This window comes from Bacillus sp. Medicinal_06 (assembly GCF_056711665.1).
The window spans coordinates 113,056-133,000 of record NZ_JBWYHD010000007.1; the positions used below are offsets into that span (position 1 = coordinate 113,056).

The 19,945-nt window shown below is 37.5% G+C and carries 19 protein-coding genes; all 19 read right to left on the reverse strand.

What is annotated here, in order from left to right:
• Positions 1 to 118: 118 nt before the first annotated feature.
• Complete coding sequence (gene rseP, locus AC1M36_RS18045) at positions 119 to 1,375, reverse strand: RIP metalloprotease RseP (RefSeq protein ID WP_336451997.1); 1,257 nt, start codon at positions 1,373 to 1,375, stop codon at positions 119 to 121.
• A 17-nt stretch (positions 1,376 to 1,392) separates the two neighbouring features.
• Positions 1,393 to 2,535 (reverse strand): 1-deoxy-D-xylulose-5-phosphate reductoisomerase, encoded by a 1,143-nt coding sequence (gene dxr / locus AC1M36_RS18050; protein ID WP_336451998.1) that lies wholly within the window; start codon positions 2,533 to 2,535, stop codon positions 1,393 to 1,395.
• A 20-nt stretch (positions 2,536 to 2,555) separates the two neighbouring features.
• A complete protein-coding gene (locus tag AC1M36_RS18055; RefSeq protein WP_336451999.1) occupies positions 2,556 to 3,347 on the reverse strand; it encodes a phosphatidate cytidylyltransferase in 792 nt (263 codons plus the stop codon).
• 17 nt (positions 3,348 to 3,364) lie between these two features.
• Positions 3,365 to 4,141 (reverse strand): isoprenyl transferase, encoded by a 777-nt coding sequence (uppS, locus tag AC1M36_RS18060; RefSeq protein WP_336452000.1) that lies wholly within the window; start codon positions 4,139 to 4,141, stop codon positions 3,365 to 3,367.
• 85 nt (positions 4,142 to 4,226) lie between these two features.
• Positions 4,227 to 4,784, reverse strand: a complete 558-nt coding sequence (frr, locus tag AC1M36_RS18065) for a ribosome recycling factor (protein ID WP_336452001.1) — start codon at positions 4,782 to 4,784, stop codon at positions 4,227 to 4,229.
• Between the two features lie 2 nt (positions 4,785 to 4,786).
• The gene (gene pyrH / locus AC1M36_RS18070; RefSeq protein WP_336452002.1) at positions 4,787 to 5,509 is read right to left on the reverse strand and encodes a UMP kinase; all 723 of its coding nucleotides are present in this window, start codon (positions 5,507 to 5,509) and stop codon (positions 4,787 to 4,789) included.
• A 66-nt stretch (positions 5,510 to 5,575) separates the two neighbouring features.
• Positions 5,576 to 6,463, reverse strand: a complete 888-nt coding sequence (gene tsf, locus AC1M36_RS18075; protein WP_336452003.1) for a translation elongation factor Ts — start codon at positions 6,461 to 6,463, stop codon at positions 5,576 to 5,578.
• 82 nt (positions 6,464 to 6,545) lie between these two features.
• Positions 6,546 to 7,247, reverse strand: coding sequence for a 30S ribosomal protein S2 (gene rpsB / locus AC1M36_RS18080; RefSeq protein ID WP_012094919.1), 702 nt, complete (start codon positions 7,245 to 7,247; stop codon positions 6,546 to 6,548).
• A gap of 350 nt (positions 7,248 to 7,597) precedes the next feature.
• Complete coding sequence (gene codY, locus AC1M36_RS18085) at positions 7,598 to 8,377, reverse strand: GTP-sensing pleiotropic transcriptional regulator CodY (RefSeq protein WP_000421288.1); 780 nt, start codon at positions 8,375 to 8,377, stop codon at positions 7,598 to 7,600.
• Between the two features lie 77 nt (positions 8,378 to 8,454).
• A complete protein-coding gene (gene hslU / locus AC1M36_RS18090) occupies positions 8,455 to 9,846 on the reverse strand; it encodes an ATP-dependent protease ATPase subunit HslU (RefSeq protein WP_336452004.1) in 1,392 nt (463 codons plus the stop codon).
• A 22-nt stretch (positions 9,847 to 9,868) separates the two neighbouring features.
• Complete coding sequence (gene hslV, locus AC1M36_RS18095) at positions 9,869 to 10,411, reverse strand: ATP-dependent protease proteolytic subunit HslV (RefSeq protein WP_003199482.1); 543 nt, start codon at positions 10,409 to 10,411, stop codon at positions 9,869 to 9,871.
• Positions 10,412 to 10,453: 42 nt separating this feature from the next.
• Positions 10,454 to 11,353: a tyrosine recombinase XerC gene (xerC, locus tag AC1M36_RS18100; protein WP_336452005.1), complete on the reverse strand. Its 900-nt coding sequence runs from the start codon at positions 11,351 to 11,353 to the stop codon at positions 10,454 to 10,456.
• Positions 11,354 to 11,418: 65 nt separating this feature from the next.
• Positions 11,419 to 12,723, reverse strand: a complete 1,305-nt coding sequence (gene trmFO, locus AC1M36_RS18105; RefSeq protein WP_336452006.1) for an FADH(2)-oxidizing methylenetetrahydrofolate--tRNA-(uracil(54)-C(5))-methyltransferase TrmFO — start codon at positions 12,721 to 12,723, stop codon at positions 11,419 to 11,421.
• 51 nt (positions 12,724 to 12,774) lie between these two features.
• Positions 12,775 to 14,853 carry a type I DNA topoisomerase gene (topA, locus tag AC1M36_RS18110; RefSeq protein ID WP_336452007.1) on the reverse strand — a complete coding sequence of 693 codons (2,079 nt, stop codon included), beginning with the start codon at positions 14,851 to 14,853 and terminating at the stop codon, positions 12,775 to 12,777.
• 144 nt (positions 14,854 to 14,997) lie between these two features.
• Positions 14,998 to 15,867 (reverse strand): DNA-processing protein DprA, encoded by an 870-nt coding sequence (gene dprA, locus AC1M36_RS18115; protein WP_336452008.1) that lies wholly within the window; start codon positions 15,865 to 15,867, stop codon positions 14,998 to 15,000.
• An 88-nt stretch (positions 15,868 to 15,955) separates the two neighbouring features.
• Positions 15,956 to 16,858: a succinate--CoA ligase subunit alpha gene (gene sucD, locus AC1M36_RS18120; RefSeq protein WP_336452009.1), complete on the reverse strand. Its 903-nt coding sequence runs from the start codon at positions 16,856 to 16,858 to the stop codon at positions 15,956 to 15,958.
• Positions 16,859 to 16,877: 19 nt separating this feature from the next.
• Positions 16,878 to 18,038 (reverse strand): ADP-forming succinate--CoA ligase subunit beta, encoded by a 1,161-nt coding sequence (sucC, locus tag AC1M36_RS18125; protein WP_003199470.1) that lies wholly within the window; start codon positions 18,036 to 18,038, stop codon positions 16,878 to 16,880.
• Positions 18,039 to 18,232: 194 nt separating this feature from the next.
• The gene (locus AC1M36_RS18130) at positions 18,233 to 19,006 is read right to left on the reverse strand and encodes a ribonuclease HII (protein WP_336452010.1); all 774 of its coding nucleotides are present in this window, start codon (positions 19,004 to 19,006) and stop codon (positions 18,233 to 18,235) included.
• 55 nt (positions 19,007 to 19,061) lie between these two features.
• Entirely contained in the window at positions 19,062 to 19,940 is an 879-nt protein-coding gene (gene ylqF, locus AC1M36_RS18135; RefSeq protein ID WP_336452011.1) for a ribosome biogenesis GTPase YlqF, read from the reverse strand.
• Positions 19,941 to 19,945: the final 5 nt, after the last annotated feature.

The following is a 19,945-nucleotide window of genomic DNA, read 5'->3' on the forward strand; positions in this document are numbered from 1 at the left end:
GTAAAACCCCCCACCTCAGATCAGGTGAGGGATTACAACTCTCAGAGCTCTATTCATTTCATTCACTTTCCACAAAAAACATTGGGAATTTCACACTTACTACAAGTTTCACTTCATTTTACAAGAAAAACTTGCGAATGTCATTCCACGTGACAACTAACATAAGTAACATTAATAACGCAAAACCAATAAAGTGAACCATTCCTTCTTTTTGACGGTCAATTGGTTTCCCTCGCAGTGCTTCAATTAAGAAGAAGAACAAGCGTCCTCCATCAAGAGCGGGAACCGGTAATAAGTTAAATAAACCAAGGTTTATGCTTAAAACAGCTGCCAAGCTAAGAACACGAATGACACCATAATCTACTACTTGGTCTGTTAAATTATAAATTCCTACTGGACCTGATAAATCATTAATAGAAAACTGACCCGTTACTAATTTTACTAAGGAATCAAAAATTAGTTTTGTCCATGTATACGTCTGCTCAAAACCTGATTTAATAGAACCAAAAATAGATTTCTCTACAGGAGAGTATACACCAATTCTACCAACCTTTTCTTTACCTTCTGTATCAGTTGATGGCGTTACTTTTACATTAAACTGTTCGCTATCACGTTTTACATGAAGCGTAATTTCTTTATTTGGGTGTTCCCGTACAATCGTTACAACATCTTTCCATGTGTTCGTGTCTTTTCCATCAATTGCTTGAATCATATCATCTTGTTTCAAGCCTGCTTGTTCTGCCACACTATCCTTCATTACTTTCCCAATCATTGGTTTGTCCACAGGAATACCTTGTACCAATCCAATAATAACAAAAATAACAAATGCAAGAATGAAGTTCATAGCAGGACCTGCAAAGATTGTTAATGCTCGCTGTCCTAACGTTTTAGAACCAAATTGCCTGTTAAACGGAGCGATTTGTATTTCTTCTCCTGCTGAAACAATACGAGCTTTTTCACTCACACGGAATGTTTGCAATTCCTCTTCATACTCTTCGTAACCAGAAATTGTAAGATTATTTTCTAAATCAGCTTGTTCTACTTCAATCACTCGAACATTCGGATACTTTTCGCGCCCGTCTAAAACTAATTTCATAACCTCTTCGTTTTCATTTAACACAAGTCCAACTTTTTTTCCTGGTTTTAATTCAACCGTTTCGGCATCCTCGCCAGCCATTCTAACATAGCCTCCAAGGGGCAGTAGCCGAACTGTATAAACTGTTTCATTCTTTTCAAATGAAAATATTTTTGGTCCAAAACCAATTGCAAACTCACGGCATAAAATACCTGCTCTTTTTGCGAAATATAGATGCCCTAGCTCATGGAAAAATACGAGTGCACCGAAAATTAATATAAAGGCAATCGCTGTATTCAATTCCATAACCACCTTTGCTAAATTTGTTCCATCACAAACCGTCTTGTGGCTGCATCAATTTCCTGAATTTCCTCTAAGCTCGGACGTGCAATGACATTGTGATGGTGCATTGCTTTTTCAATGAGGTCTTCTACTGTTAAGAAACCAATTTTCTTTTGTAAAAAGGCTGCTACAGCTACTTCATTCGCCGCATTCATTACTGCTGGCATGCTTCCGCCCATTTTTCCAGCTTCGTACGCAAAACGGAGGCAACGAAAACGTTCTTGATCCATTTTTTCAAAATGCAGTGTTCCGATTTCCCACAAATTTAACTGTTTTGTATCTAAAAGTGGTAATCTGTCAGGATATGTAAGTGCATATTGAATTGGTACACGCATATCTGGTGAGCCGAGCTGCGCCATTACACTACGATCTTCAAATTCAACCATAGAATGAATAATGCTTTCTTTATGTAAAACAACATCGATTTGCTCATAAGGTATGCCGAAAAGCCAATGCGCTTCAATCACTTCCAGCCCCTTATTCATCATTGTAGCAGAATCAATTGTAATTTTCGAACCCATTGACCAGTTAGGATGACGAAGCGCATCCTCTACTGTCACATGATGCAATTCATCTCTCGTTTTATCACGGAAACTCCCGCCTGAAGCAGTGATAACTAAACGAGAGATGCGTTTTTCATTTTCTCCATTCAAACATTGAAAAATAGCCGAATGCTCACTATCTACTGGAAGTAACGACACATTATGTTTGTGCGCAGCTTCCATAATAATATGTCCCGCAGTTACTAATGTTTCTTTATTTGCAATTCCAATTGTCTTTTTCGCCTCAATCGCACGAAGTGTAGGTAACAAGCCTACACTACCTACAACAGCAGTGATTACAACTTCTGCATCTGGGTGAAGAGCTACCTCTAATAATCCATCTTCACCGTAAACTACTTTTGTATTTCCAGAAACGGCTTGTAACCTTACAACATCTTCTTCTCTTTGTACAGAAACAAGCTGAGGAGAAAATTCTTGAATGACTTTTACTGCATATTCAATATTTTTCCCTACAGAAAAAGCAACGAGACGGAATTGGTCTGGGTGCGAGCGCAGTACATCTAAAGTTTGTGTTCCAATTGATCCACTTGCACCTAATAAACTAATGTTTTTCATAACTCCAACCCCTCGTTTTATTATGAAATGAAATGTAAGAAATGTAAAATCGGTAATACGAACAACCAACTATCTGTTCGATCTAATATCCCGCCGTGTCCAGGTAAGATTGTACCTGAATCTTTCACACCGTAATGACGTTTAAATGCAGACTGTACTAAATCACCAATTTGTCCAAAAATGGAGATCGCAATTGTAACAATAATTAGCATTCCAACATTTTCATGAACTGTGAAGAACATATTATATACAAAAGCAACGACAATCCCACAAACAATACCACCTAATGAACCTTCTATCGTTTTATTCGGACTAATCTCTGGCCATAATTTTCTTTTTCCAATTGCTTTCCCTATGAAATATGCGCCTGAATCAGTTGCCCAAATGACAAATAATGCATAAAACACATAATGGATTCCTGCTATTCTCGTTTCATTTAAATATAAGAACCCCATTGCAACATACGTTGTTGCCATAAGTAAAAATGAAGCATTGTCAAAAGTAAATGTATTCTTCGAAAGGACTGTATATGATAAAAGTAATAAAACAATCAAAAATGTGATTTCTAATTTATCTAATCCAATCCGGTCAAAAATACCTAGTGCATTACTTGGAACTAAAATAATCCATAATAATAATGCAGCTAAAAACGTTGGTACCGAAATAAGTGTAAGCTTGTTCATACGAACTAACTCATATAATCCAATAGAAGCAAGTACATACACTAAAACTGTAAAAGGCACGCCACCGTAAAATACGATGGGAATGAATAGCGCGGCAGCAATCACTCCAGTAATAATTCTCTGTTTCACTACCAAACCCTCTCTTTCTACACGCCTCCGAATCTGCGCCCTCTATGTTGAAAGTCTGTAATCGCATTTAGCAAATGTTCCTCGGTAAAATCTGGCCAATACACATCTGTAAACCAAAGCTCCGAATACGCAATTTGCCATAGCATGAAATTACTAATACGCAATTCCCCACTTGTACGAATAAGCAAGTCTGGGTCAGGTAAAGAACTTGTCATTAAATATGAAGAAATCATTTCTTCATTTATATCTTCTGAACGAACTTTCCCTTCTTCGCTGTCTTTCATCATATGTTGCACAGCAGAAACGATTTCATCGCGACTTCCATAGTTTAACGCAAAATTGAGAATTAATCCCGTGTTCTCTTTTGTATCTTCCATGGCCTTCTCCATCGCTCTGCGCGTATGCGTAGGAAGACGATCTTTTTGTCCAATTACTCGAACTTGTACATTTTCTTCAATCAATTCTGGTAAAAATGTACCTAAAAATTCTTCTGGAAGCTTCATTAAATAGTCGACTTCCTTTTTCGGTCTTTTCCAGTTCTCAGTAGAAAAAGCATAAAGGGTCAGCACTTTTACATCAAGTTTACTAGCAAATTTCGTAATTTTTTTTACTACTTGCATTCCTTCATGATGTCCAGCAATACGAGGCATTGCTCTTCTTTTCGCCCATCTTCCATTACCATCCATAATGATCGCAATGTGCTCCGGGATATATCCCTTTTTCACTTCTTCAATGAGATGATCAAACGATGTGACCTTTTTACCTTTAAAAAAAGGAAACTTTTTAAACATCATTCATACCCTCCAACAAGCAGACGTATGCCTAAAAGTGTAAAAAGACCCCCTTAAGAAGAGGGTCATATTTGCGAAGGTATCGCTATTACACTTCCATGATTTCTTTTTCTTTGTTTTTTGCGATTTCGTCAACTTTTGCAATATATTTATCTGTTTCTTTTTGGATATCTTCTGTGTACCCTCTTAAGTCGTCTTCTGTAATATCGCCAGCTTTTTCAAGCTTTTTAAGATCATCATTAGCATCACGGCGTACATTACGAACAGCAACTTTTGCTTCTTCAGCATATTTTTTAACAGTTTTTACTAGGTCTTTACGACGCTCTTCTGTTAACGCAGGGAATGCAATACGAATTACTGATCCATCGTTAGAAGGGTTTAAACCTAAATCTGCTTTTAAAATCGCCTTTTCAATATCACCGATAGACGTTTTATCATAAGGTTGAATGACAAGTAAACGCGCTTCAGGAACTGTAATGTTTGCTAATTGTACAACAGGTGTTGGCGCACCATAATAATCAACTTGTACCTTATCTAAAGCAGCCGCACTTGCACGACCAGCACGAACTGAAGCTAATTCGCGAGAATAAGCAGCTACTGCTTTTTCCATTTTTTCATTTGCAGTTTTTAAGACTTGTTGTCCCATATTTATTTCCCCCTTACAATTGTTCCAATATTTTCGCCTAAAACGGCACGCTTAATATTACCTTTTTCCATAACTGAGAATACAATTAATGGAATATCGTTATCCATGCATAAAGAAGAAGCAGTAGAATCCATTACTCCTAAACCTTCTTTTAATACATCTAAGTAAGTAAGTGATTCATATTTCGTTGCTGTTGGATCAATAGATGGATCTGCATTATATACGCCATCTACATTATTTTTCGCCATTAAAATAACGTCAGCTTCAATTTCCGCTGCACGTAATGCCGCAGTTGTATCTGTAGAGAAGTACGGGTTACCAGTACCTGCTGCAAAAATAACAACACGTTTTTTCTCTAAGTGACGAATTGCTTTACGACGAATGTAAGGCTCTGCAACCTGACGCATTTCAATAGAAGTTTGAACACGTGTTTGAATGCCAATGTTCTCTAAACTATCTTGAAGAGCTAATGAGTTCATAACAGTTGCTAACATGCCCATGTAGTCCGCTCCTGCACGATCCATGCCCATTTCGCTTCCAATTTTCCCACGCCAAATGTTACCGCCACCGACAACAACAGCAACTTCTACATCAAGTTCTGCAATCTCTTTCACTTGTTCTGCAACTGATTTAATAACAGCTGGGTTAATTCCAAATCCTTTTTCACCTGCTAAAGCCTCACCGCTTAGCTTTAAAACGACACGATTATACTTCGGTTTACTCATAATGAACCTCCAATTGCTTACATCTTTATTTTAAAAAAGGGAACACAAAGTGTTCCCTAATCTGTATTAGTTGTTACCTTTTACTTGGTTCATTACTTCTTCAGCAAAGTTGTCTTCGCGTTTTTCGATACCTTCACCAACAGCGTAGCGAACGAATCCTTTTACTGTTCCGCCTTTAGACTCAACGAACTGACGAACTTTTAAGTCAGGGTTTTTAACGAAAGCTTGGTCAAGTAAGCAAATCTCTTCGAAGAATTTACCTAGGCGACCCTCAACCATTTTAGCAACGATCTTTTCAGGCTTGCCTTCGTTTAAAGCTTGTTGCGTTAATACTTGACGCTCATGCTCAACTTCTTCAGCTGTTACAGCATCGCGGTCGATGTATTTAGGGTTAACTGCTGCAACGTGCATTGCTACATCTTTAGCAGCCGCTTCATCAGTAGAACCTTCAAGAACTGTTACTACACCAATACGTCCACCCATGTGTAAGTAAGCACCGAATGCATCTGCATCAGTTTTTGTTACGATTTCAAAACGACGAAGTGTAAGTTTTTCACCAATTTTAGCGATTGCTTCATTGATGTGCTCTTCTACTGTTTTGCCGTTTGCAATTGTTTGAGTCATAGCTTCCTCAACAGATGCAGGCTTGTTAACTAATAAGTGAGCTGCTAATTCTTTTGTTAAAGCTTGGAAACCTTCGTTTTTCGCAACGAAATCAGTTTCAGAGTTTAACTCTAAGATTAAAGCATCGTTACCGTTTGTTTCGATGTAAGTTAAACCTTCAGCAGCAATACGGTCTGCTTTTTTAGCAGCCTTAGCGATACCTTTTTCACGTAAGAAATCAATTGCTTTCTCCATGTCGCCATTCATTTCTGTTAAAGCTTTTTTGCAGTCCATCATACCTGCGCCAGTTTTTTCGCGAAGTTCTTTTACCATTTGTGCAGTAATTGCCATACTTTTCATCCTCCTAAAATATGTATTTATACCTTAAAAAAGGTGATAAAAGGCCGAACCCCTTATCACCTTTCCAAATTTGTTACGCAGTAACAGTTTCTTCACCTTGTTTTGCTTCAAGGATCGCGTCTGCCATTTTAGATGTAAGAAGTTTTACAGCACGAATTGCATCATCGTTTGCTGGAATTACGTGATCGATTTCGTCTGGATCACAGTTTGTATCAACGATACCGATGATTGGAATGTTTAATTTGCGTGCTTCAGCAACTGCGATACGCTCTTTACGAGGGTCTACTACGAATAATGCACTTGGAAGACCTTTCATATCTTTAATACCGCCTAAGAATTTCTCAAGACGCTCTAACTCTTTTTTAAGTTGAACAACTTCTTTCTTAGGAAGTACATCGAATGTACCATCTTCTTGCATTCTTTCGATGTCTTTAAGACGCTTGATACGCTTTTGGATTGTTTGGAAGTTTGTTAACGTTCCACCTAACCAACGTTGGTTAACGAAGTACATACCAGCACGAGTTGCTTCTTCTTTAATAGCTTCTTGTGCTTGTTTTTTTGTACCTACGAATAAAATGTCTCCACCTTCAGCAGCAATGTTACGCATTACGTTGAAAGCTTCTTCAACTTTTTTCACAGTTTTTTGTAAGTCGATGATGTAGATACCGTTACGCTCTGTGAAAATGTAACGTTTCATTTTTGGGTTCCAACGACGAGTTTGATGTCCGAAATGAACACCAGCTTCAAGCAATTGCTTCATAGAAATTACTGACATAATTTAGTTCCTCCTAAATGGTTTTTGATATCCTCCGTTTACTTCATCTCTAAGCGAAACTACAAGCGTAGCACCAACACTTAAATCAGTAAACGTGTGTACTTTGTACTGACACCACTGCTTACTATATCATAATGAAATATTACAATCAAGTCGAAAATGCGAACAATGTAAAACTTTCTTTTTCGTTATTAGTTTACTAATCTTTTTCAGTCCCAGTATTACCACTTTCCCTCCACTTCAAGCAACCTTTCACATCAAAGAACCAAAATCTGCCACCATAAAACTACAACAAATTTCTAAAAAATAATAAAAAGCCCTCCTCAAATGAGGAGAGCTTTCCTTAAACATTAGTTTGTTTTTAATTTAGCAAGCTCATGTAAAAACTTGTCATTTAATACTTTAATGTATGTTCCCTTCATACCTAAAGAACGAGACTCGATAACACCCGCACTTTCTAATTTACGAAGTGCGTTTACGATTACAGAACGAGTAATTCCTACGCGATCAGCGATTTTACTTGCAACAAGTAAACCTTCTGTTCCGTTTAATTCTTCGAAGATGTGCTCGATTGCCTCTAACTCACTATATGATAATGAGCTAATTGCCATTTGAACAACAGCTTTACTACGTGCTTCCTCTTCGATTTCTTCCGCTTTTTCGCGTAAGATTTCCATACCTACTACAGTCGAGCTGTACTCAGCAAGAATTAAATCATCATCTAAGAATTCTTGACCAAGACGAGCTAACACTAATGTGCCTAAACGCTCACCACCACCAACGATTGGTACAATTGTAGTTAAACCTTGACCGAATAATTCTTTGTTTTCTACAGGGAATGCTGTATATGCACTATTTACATCTAAGTTTGAAGATGTTTCTGTAATGTTAAATAAGCTTTGCGTATACTCCTCTGGGAATTGACGCTCTGCAAGCATTTGTTTCATACGCTCGTTTTCGATTTGTTGGTGAATTGCATATCCTAATAATTTACCGCGACGACTTACTACGAATACGTTCGCTTCAATTACTTCACACATTGTGTCTGACATTTCTCTAAAGTTTACAGGCTTTCCTGCTGCGCTCTGTAATAACGCATTTAATTTTCTCGTTTTTGCTAATAATTCCATTTCTAAACTTCCTCCTACATGTTACTCACATATTTTTTCATCACTTGGAAACTAGGGCGAGTCACCTGATGACACTATTACAAAATAAACTGGCTCACATCTTTATTTTTAGCAATCGTTGCTAATTTTTCCTCTACATATTGAGGGGTTATCGTTATTTTTTCTAACGTAATTTCAGATGCTTCAAACGATAAATCTTCAAGAAGCTTCTCCATAATGGTATGAAGTCTTCTCGCTCCAATATTATCCGTATCTTGATTAACTTGATAAGCAATCTCAGCAATCTTACGAATAGCATCGTCAGAAAATTCAATTTCTATACCTTCAGTTGCTAATAGTGCTATATATTGTTTCACTAAAGCATTATCAGGTTCTACAAGAATTTTAACAAAATCATCTACCGATAATTTTGTTAATTCCACTCGGATTGGAAATCTTCCTTGCAGTTCTGGAATCAAATCAGACGGTTTGGACATATGGAAGGCACCAGCCGCAATAAATAAAATATAATCTGTTTTCACCGATCCATATTTCGTTGCAACGTTCGATCCTTCGACAATTGGTAATATATCACGTTGCACACCTTCACGCGATACATCCACGCTATTCGACTGCTTACCAGCAATTTTGTCAATTTCATCAATAAAAATAATTCCGAGCTGTTCAGCACGATAAACAGCCTCTTGTGTAACTTCATCCATATCAATTAAGCGCTGTGCTTCCTCATTTGTCAAGACTTTTCTTGCTTCTTTTACAGAAAGTTTGCGTTTTTTGGTTTTTTTCGGCATAAAACTTCCTAATGCATCTTGGAAATTCATCCCCATTTGTTCCATGCCAGTTCCTTGTAACATATCAAACATAGAGGACTGTTGTTCCGTCACTTCAATCGATACAATTTCCTCTTCAAGTAAACCGGAAGCAAGTTTCTTTTCAACTTCTCGGCGCTTATTTTCAATTTCAGCGTTATCTTGTGTTTCAGATGTCTGATTCACATTTTGATTTCCGCCAAATAACATTTCTAACGGATTTTTGAATCCAGATTGTTTTTGCGGACTTGGCACCAAAATTTCAACAAGTCGTTGATTCGCTTGTTCTTCAGCCTTATCTTTAACTTTCACAACCAGTTCTTCTTTTACGATGCGAACTGAAGTTTCCACAAGGTCACGTACCATAGATTCTACATCTCGGCCGACATATCCAACTTCTGTGAATTTCGTCGCTTCAACCTTGATAAAAGGTGCTCCAACGAGCTTCGCCATTCGTCGTGCTACCTCTGTCTTTCCGACCCCTGTCGGTCCAATCATTAAAATGTTCTTTGGAGCAATTTCATCGCGTAAGTTTTCTGCTAATTTACTGCGACGATATCGATTTCTAAGCGCTACTGCAACTGCTTTTTTTGCATCTTTTTGCCCAATAATATATTGATCCAATTTTTCTACAATTTGACGCGGAGTAAAATGTAAATGCATATAAAATGCCTCCCTTACGATTCTACAATTCTTCCACAATAATGTTGTGATTTGTATACACACAAATGTCACCAGCAATTTCTAAACTGGCTTTGGCAATTGCTTTTGCTGTTAAATGTTCACTTGCATGTTGTTTTAAAGCTCGACCCGCTGCAAGCGCATAATGTCCACCTGAACCGATTGCTAAAATGCCATCATCCGGTTCTATTACTTCTCCTGTTCCTGAAACAAGAAGTAACGTTGTTTGATCCATAACGATTAACATCGCTTCCAATTGACGCAGCATTTTATCACCACGCCATTGTTTCGCCATTTCAACTGCAGCACGTTGTAGGTTTCCATTATACTCTTCTAATTTCCCCTCAAACATTTCAAAAAGAGTAAACGCATCTGCAACGGAACCTGCAAATCCAGCTAACACCTTCCCTTGAAATAGCTTTCGAACTTTGCGTGCTGTATGCTTCATCACAACGGCATTACCAAATGTCACTTGTCCGTCGCCAGCCATAGCACACTCTCCATTATGGTGAATGGCAAATATCGTTGTAGCGTGGAAATTTCCCATAGAAAAAACTCCTTTACATGTTTTTATAGCTTTAAAAGCAATTTATGCCCGTGGGTGGTGCTTCATGTAAACAGAACGTAATCTTTCTTTTGAAACATGCGTATAAATTTGTGTCGTTGATAAATTTTCATGACCTAATAGCTCCTGCACAGTTCGTAAATCTGCCCCTTCATCTAACATATGTGTAGCAAATGTATGCCTTAACATATGTGGACTTATTTTCATTGTAAGAGACGCTTTCTTAATGAGCTCATTTAAAATATAACGCACACCTCGATCTGTTAACGGCGTACCCTTTGCATTTAAAAACACCATTTGAGAGTGTTCCTCTGTTTTTTTAGCTAACTGTTTTCTCCCGTTTTCTATATAAGTAATTAAAGCATCTTGTGCATAACTTCCAAACGGAACGTACCTTTGTTTTTTGCCTTTTCCCATCACTAGAATTGTTCCTACCGAAAAATCAATATCAGCAAGTTGTAGACTTACACATTCGCTCACACGAATCCCCGTCGCATAGATAAGCTCTAACAAGGCTTGATTTCTTTGACCAAGTGGTGTTTCCGTTCCAGAAACTTCAAACAATTTCTCTAATTCTTCAACGTACAAAAACTTTGGGATTGACCATTCTTTTTTGGGGAGTGACGCAAGTGCAAATGGATTATCTTCTCGATATCCTTCACGCATCAGAAAACGATATAAACTTCGTAAACTTGATACTTTTCTCGCGACAGATTTACGGGCTAGCTTTTCATCGTGTAACGTCGTTAAATACAAACGAACATCTACATATGTAACATCTAAAAAAGAGGATATGCCTTCTCGCTCCATAAATTGCACAAAATGTTCTAAATCATTTTGATAACTTGCAATTGTATATTTTGAATAATTTCTTTCAATTTGTAAATATCCAACGAATAATTGTAACAATTTCTTCACATTCATATAACTCACCTCAATAAAGGCTACTAAATCGTATCACAACTCAGTAGCCTTTGCAAGAAATTTAACTAAATATTTACAAAATTTTGAATTGTTTCTAAAGCGCGTGTTGCGTATGCTTCGTTTCGCTCTTGTTTCTTTTTAATTTTCTTTTCTAACGGTGCAAATAAACCAAAGTTTGCATTCATCGGTTGGAAGTTTTTCGCGTTTGTTGCAGTAATATAATTCGCCATACTTCCCATTGCAGTTACAGGAGGTAATACAACAGGCTCTTCTCCCTTTACAAGACGCGCTGCATTAATACCTGCTAATAGCCCTGAAGCAGCCGATTCTACATATCCTTCTACACCTGTCATTTGTCCAGCAAAGAATAAATCATCACGATGTTTATATTGGTATGTTGGACGAAGTAACTTTGGTGAATTAATAAACGTATTACGATGCATAACACCATAGCGTACAATTTCTGCATTTTCGAGTCCAGGAATTAATTGTAATACCTCTTTTTGAGGTCCCCACTTTAAATGTGTTTGGAACCCAACAATATTGTATAATGTTCCTGCTGCATCATCTTGACGTAATTGAACAACAGCGTATGGTGTTTTACCTGTTTTCGGATCTTCTAGCCCCACTGGTTTCATCGGTCCAAATAACAACGTCTGTCTACCACGGCTTGCCATTACTTCTACAGGCATACACCCTTCAAAGAATACTTCCTTCTCAAATTCTTTTAATGGCACTGTCTCCGCAGCAATTAAAGCATCATAAAAACGGTCGAACTCTTCCTCTGTCATTGGGCAATTTAAATAAGCGGCTTCCCCCTTATCATAACGGGATTTTAAATACACTTTATTCATATCGATGCTTTCTTTTTCTACAATTGGTGCAGCTGCATCATAGAAATAAAAATAATCTTCACCCGTTAACTCTTTTAGTTGTGCAGAAAGATCTGGAGATGTAAGTGGACCTGTTGCGATAACAGTTGGCCCTTCTGGAATTTCTGTCATTTCTTCGTTCATCACAGTTACGTTTGGATGATTTTTCACATACTCCGTTACTTTTGCTGCGAATTCATGACGATCTACCGCAAGTGCTCCTCCTGCCGGAACAGAACACTCATCTGCCGCACGAATAATAACAGAATCCATTTTGCGCATTTCTTCTTTAATGACACCAACAGCATTTGTTAATGTATTTGCACGAAGTGAGTTACTACATACTAACTCGGCAAATTTATCTGTATGATGAGCTGGTGTTTGTCTTACTGGTCTCATTTCATATAATTTTACTTGGACACCACGTTTTGCAATTTGATAAGCGGCTTCACTTCCTGCAAGACCTGCGCCAATGACGTTTACTACTTGTGTTGTCATGTATTCATCACCTTTCCTTTTCAATCCCGAAAAAAATGTGAGCAGTTACGCTCACATTTGTTGTTCTTCTTCATAATCACAAGAAATACATTGTACTTGAACGCCTTTTTTCAGCTTCTTCTCTACGAGCATACCTTCACATTTCGGGCATTTCCGGCCAATCGGTTTATCCCAAGATACAAAGTCGCATTCTGGATACGTACCACATCCATAGAAAAGACGTTTCTTTTTATTGCTTCGACGTTCAATAATTTGGCCTTTATCACATTTGGGGCAAGTTACACCAATTTCTTTCACAATCGGTTTTGTATTACGACAATCTGGAAAATTAGAACAAGCCATAAACTTCCCGTATTTGCCCATTTTAAAGACCATCGGATGACCGCATAATTCACAATCTTCCCCAGCCGGTTCATCTTTAATTTCGACTTCACGCATCTCCTTTTCCGCTTTTTCTAAACGGGGTTCAAAGCCTACGTAGAAATCATCAACGATTTTTACCCAATTTGCTTTCCCTTCTTCTACTTCATCAAGGTTTTGCTCCATATTGGCCGTAAATTCAATGTTAATAATTTCTGGGAAAAACTCTAAAATAAGTTCAATTACAATTTCTCCAAGTTCAGTCGGAACAAATCGTTTATTGTCTAATGCAACATATCCTCGCTTTTGAATCGTTTCAAGTGTCGGTACGTAAGTAGACGGTCTTCCGATTCCAAGTTCTTCAAGCGTTCGAACTAAACGAGCCTCTGTATAACGTGGTGGCGGCTGCGTAAAGTGCTGCTTTGGCTCCACATCTTTTGAAAATACAGTTTCCCCTATTTCTAAAGGCGGTAGCATTTTATCCTTTTCTTCCGCACCATCATCTTTCGACTCCACATATACTTTCATAAAGCCTGGGAATTTCACTACTGATCCACTTGCACGGAATTGAACATTATTATTAATGAGTCTAGCTGTAACAGTATCCATTATAGCAGATGCCATTTGACTTGCAACAAATCGCTCCCAAATCAATTTGTACAAACGATGTTGGTCACGACTTAAGAAACTCTTCAGTTCCTCTGGCTTTCTCATCACAGAAGTTGGGCGAATTGCTTCATGCGCATCCTGTGCATTCGCTTTTTTTGCTTCCTTCTTCTTCTCTGTTCCTATGTATTCCGAGCCAAACGCTTCAGTAATGTAAGAGCGCGCTTCTTCTTGAGCTGTTTCTGAAATACGCGTTGAGTCTGTTCTCATATACGTAATAAGACCTACAGTTCCCTGTTTACCAATATCTATCCCTTCGTATAACTGCTGCGCAAGCATCATTGTTTTCTTTGCTCGCATATTTAATTTACGTGCAGCTTCTTGCTGTAAGGAAGACGTTGTAAATGGTAATGCAGGATTACGTTTCCGCTCTTTTTTTGTTACATTTTCAACTGAAAACGCATTGTCTTTCATTGTTTCAATTATGTCTTTTACTTGCTCTTCGTTTGTTAATTGAACCTTTTCTCCGTTTACACCGTAAAAAGATGCTTCAAATGTGTCTTTTCCTTTTACAAATTCTGTTTTAATTGTCCAAAACTCTTCCGGAATAAAACTTTGAATTTCTTTTTCACGATCAATAATTAAACGAACCGCTACAGATTGTACACGTCCTGCACTTAATCCTTTTTTGACTTTCTTCCATAATAAAGGACTAATATTATAACCAACAAGACGATCAAGTATCCGTCTTGCTTGCTGTGCATCGACTAAATCCATATTAATTGCACGAGGATGCTTAAATGACTCTTTAATCGCATCTTTTGTAATTTCATTAAAAACAACCCGGCAATCTGATTCAATATCCACATTTAGCGTATTGGCTAAATGCCAAGCAATCGCTTCTCCTTCGCGGTCTGGATCGGCCGCGAGATAGACTTTTTTTGCTTTTTTTGCTGCTGATTTTAAATCTTTTAAAACAGGACCTTTACCACGGATGGTAATATACTTCGGGGTGAAGTTATTTTTCACTTCTATCCCCATTTGACTTTTAGGTAAATCGCGAACATGTCCCATAGACGCGACGACTTTGTATTTTTTCCCTAAATATTTCTCAATGGTTTTCGCCTTAGAAGGCGACTCCACGATTACGAGGTAATCTGACATGCTAGTGCCTCCTTAAGAGGTGGATTCAAGTCTTCATTAATCTTATTGATTTCTCTTGTTTTTGTCAATCAAGAATGAGTATAACATACAGTGCCAATCTACCATTTGTCAATAATTGTTTAATAAAAACATAAAAATATACGGTTAATTTAAAAATTCTTCAAGAATATCCTCTGCTTTCTGAATAAGTTTTGCTCCTTGCTTTATGAGTTGGTTTGTTCCTGCTGCACTTTCCGTAAAAATAGGACCTGGAAGAGCGAATACCTCCCTATTTTGTTCTAAAGCGAGATCTGCTGTAATAAGCGAGCCACTTTTTGATTTCGCTTCCACTACTAGAACTCCTTTACAAAGACCGCTTATAATTCGATTTCTTTTTGGGAAATACCATTTTTTAGGTGGATAATGTGGCGGATATTCTGTTAATAACAGTACAGCATTCTTCCATATTTTATAAAAATACCAATTATCTTTCGGGTACATATACTGCAATCCATGGCCTAAGACAGCGATAGTAGAACTATGTTGCTGCACTGCGATTTGGTGAGCAATCGTATCAATTCCACTTGCAAAACCACTTACAATTAACCATTCTTTATCTATTAGCGGTTTTAAAAGAGATTGTATGCTCTCTTTCCCGTATAAAGAAGGTTTTCTTGTTCCAACTACTCCAATTTTATTTATTTTCCCTAATAATTCTCTCTTTCCTTTTCCATATAAAACGAAAGGCGGATCTGGTATTTCACGTAATAATTCCGGATAATCCTCATCCCATATTGTGACGTAAAAAATATGATTTTCTTCTAAATGACGTGTACATTGTGCGGGGATAGATGTTTGTAAGAAGCGAACTAATTCAGAAGATTTTTTCGGAGTTAATCCAGCATATTTTTCAAATTCCACGGAGCTAAAACTGTACAGTTTCTTTATCTCTGGATCTATACGCAGTAAGTTAGTTAATGCTTTCCAATGATCTGCTAATACATAATGAAGATGAAGCAATCGTTCCTTTTTCATCACCATTCTCCTTACCCATAATTTTTATTATGTAAACAAAAAAAGTGTAAAAAGACACCTTCTAGCACGAAGGTGTCTTTCAAAAAGATTAGTAGTTTTTACAAGTTTCAAATAATCCCTTTTCTTTTAAAACAGAGATTAAAGTTTCGCCCATAACAGCTGGTGTTTCAGCGACTTTGATACCACAAGCTTCCATTGTTTTAATTTTTTCAGCAGCTGTACCTTTGCCGCCAGAAATAATGGCACCAGCATGGCCCATACGTTTTCCTGCAGGCGCTGTTTGACCACCGATAAATCCAACAACAGGTTTTGTCATATTTGCTTTTACCCACTCAGCAGCTTCTTCTTCTGCTGTTCCGCCGATTTCACCAATCATAATAACAGCATGTGTTTCTGCATCTTCATTAAACGCTTTTAACGCGTCAATAAAGTCTGTACCATTGACAGGGTCACCACCGATACCTACAGCAGTAGATTGACCAATGCCTTCTTGTGTTAATTGATGTACAGCTTCATATGTCAATGTACCAGATCGAGATACAATACCTACATGGCCTTTTTTATGAATATATCCTGGCATAATACCAATCTTACATTCATCTGGTGTAATGACACCTGGGCAGTTTGGTCCAAGTAAACGTGTCTGTTTACCTACCATATATTTCTTAACTTGAACCATGTCTAATACAGGAATGCCTTCTGTAATACATACTACTAAGTCAATCTCTGCATCAACAGCTTCCATAATTGCATCAGCCGCAAAAGCGGGTGGAACGTACACAACTGAAGCATTTGCGCCCGTTGCTTTCACAGCATCTTCTACTGTATTAAAGACAGGTACACCTTCAATTTCAGTGCCGCCTTTACCAGGTGTTACACCACCGACAATTTTCGTACCATATTCAATCATTTGTTTTGTATGGAATAAACCTTGTGAACCAGTAATACCTTGTACAATAACTTTTGTATCTTTATTAACTAATACGCTCATTTTTCTCCCCCGCTTTCTATTAGCCCACTAGTGAAACAATTTTTTGCGCACCGTCTGCCATAGATTCTGCTGCAACGATATTTAAACCAGATTCATTTAAAATCTTCTTACCTAACTCAACATTTGTACCTTCCAGACGAACAACAAGTGGTAATTCAAGGCCTACTTGTTTTGTCGCTTCAATAACACCTTCTGCAATTACATCACATTTCATAATGCCACCAAAAATGTTAACGAAAATACCTTTTACATTTTTGTCAGAAAGAATAATTTTGAAAGCTTCTGTAACTTTTTCAGCTGTAGCACCGCCACCAACATCTAAGAAGTTAGCTGGATCGCCATGGTAATGTTTAATGATATCCATTGTTGCCATTGCTAATCCTGCACCATTTACCATACAACCAATATTTCCATCTAAAGGAATATAGTTTAAGTCGTATTTAGAAGCTTCAATTTCTTTCGGATCTTCTTCTTCAAGATCACGAAGTTCTAGAATGTCTTTATGACGATATAATGCATTAGAATCAAAGTTTAACTTTGCATCTAATGCCATAACTTTTCCATCACCTGTTGTAACAAGTGGATTGATTTCTGCAATAGAGCAATCTTTTTCGATATAAGCACGATATAATCCCATCATAAACTTCACAGCTTGTCCTACAAGCTCTTTTGGAATATTGATGTTAAATGCAATACGGCGTGCTTGGAAGCCTTGCAGACCTACTGCAGGATCAATATATTCTTTAAAGATTTTTTCTGGTGTTTTTTCTGCTACTTCTTCAATTTCTGTTCCGCCTTCTTCAGAAGCCATTAAAACAACTTGAGAAGTCGCACGGTCTAAAACTAGACCTACATAATATTCTTTTTTAATATCGCAACCTTCTTCAATAAGTAAGCGTTTTACTTCCTTACCTTCAGGACCTGTTTGATGCGTAACAAGCGTAGTACCTAAAATACTTTCCGCATATGTACGAACTTCATCTAAATTTTTCGCAACTTTTACACCGCCAGCTTTGCCGCGTCCACCAGCGTGAATTTGCGCTTTTACTACACATACATCTGTTCCTAATTCTTTCGCTGCTTCTACAGCTTCTTCAACTGTAAAGGCAACCTTCCCGTTCGGAACGCTAACCCCATAGCTTCTAAGGACTGCCTTACCTTGGTACTCATGGATATTCATGGTCCCATCCTCCCCTGTTTTCCTGTTTTACTCAAAAAGTTTTTTAATGTTTAAAAAACACTACATTGCCATTGTATAAAATGATTGCCACGCTGTCTACAATAAAGTGTCAGAAAACTGAAATCGCTTTATTCTTTTTTGAAAATAGTAATGTTAATATGCGAAAATAAAAAAATAAGCTGTGGATTCACAGCTTACTTTTGAATCATATCTTTAATTGGCGCAAATGTTTTTCGGTGTTCCTCTAACACACCATACGTTTCAATCGCTTGCAAATGTTGTTTTGTTCCATAACCCATATGCTGTTCAAAACCATATTCAGGATGTTTCTTACCTAGTTCCTTCATCATGTGATCACGTGTAACCTTTGCAATAATAGATGCGGCTGAGATAGAAATACTTTTTGCATCTCCTTTAATAATAGACGTTTGTGGAATTTGGGTAGGAAGTTTCATTGCATCAATTAATAAATGTTCTGGTGTACATGATAAATTTGCAATTGCATCTAACATTGCTTGTTTCGTTGCTTGATAAATATTTATTTCATCAATAACTTGTGGTGACACAATTCCAACACCAATTGCAATAGCTTTCTCTTTAATTTCATCATAAAAACGCTCACGTTTTGCTTCACTTAATTTTTTCGAGTCATTTAATCCTGGAATATAAAAATCTTCCGGAAGGACCACAGCTGCCGTTACAACAGGTCCTGCTAGAGGTCCCCTTCCCACTTCATCGATACCAGCAATGTATGTAAGTCCTTTTTCACGTAGCGTTTTTTCATACTTTGACATTTCAAAAAACTTTTCTTTTTCCTTTTGTTCTAACTCTTTTTGTTTATACCACTTCAAAATTAACTTTTGGACACCTTTCCGTTCGTCTTTCGTCAACATTTGAAACCGTTCATCTTCTTCATTCATAATTTCTTTTAGCAAACCTTCCACTTCTTGTATCGTAATTTTTTGCATCAGTGTACACTCCTTTTAAATACGGCCAAAAAGAAAAGACGCACAAACGCACGTCTTATACTTCTTCTACCTCTACTTCTTCTACAAACTCATCTGGTGTTTCAAATGTCATTTTCCCGAGTTTACCACCACGAAGTTCTCGAAGAACAAGTTCTGATGTTTTGTCATAATCAACAAGACCACCACCCATTAAGCAGCCTCTGTTCTTTCCAATCGCATCAAATAATTCTACGATGTCTTCTGGAATTAAATCTAATTTATAACGCTCTTGTAAGCGTTCTGGATAGTGTTTTTCCATAAAACGAAGCGCATAGACCGCTACATCCTGTAAATTTAAAATAGAATCTTTAATTGCACCAGTCGTCGCAAGACGAAGTCCTACTAATTCATCTTCAAATTTCGGCCATAAAATCCCCGGCGTGTCTAACAACTCCATTTCCTTACCTACTTTAATCCATTGCTGAGCTGTTGTAACACCTGGTCGATCACCTGTTTTCGCGATGTTTTTCTTTGCTAATTTATTGATTAACGTAGATTTCCCGACGTTTGGAATCCCAACGATTAATGCGCGAATCGCTCTCGGTTTAATCCCTTTTGCAATCATTTTATCAAATTTTTCTTTTACAAGTACTTTACATGCCGCTGTAATTTCTTTCATACCTTGTCCAGCTTGTGCATTAATCGAAATCGCTTTATGACCCTTCTCTTCAAAATAAGCGATCCATTGCTTCGTTAAACGATCATCTGCCATATCAGCCTTATTTAAAACGACTAATCTTGGTTTATGTGTAATAATTTCATCAATCATCGGATTTCGGGAAGATAAAGGTAAACGAGCGTCTACAAGTTCAATTACAGCATCGATTAACTTTAACTTTTCTGTTACTTGACGCCTCGCTTTTGCCATATGCCCTGGAAACCATTGAATTGCCATGTTGC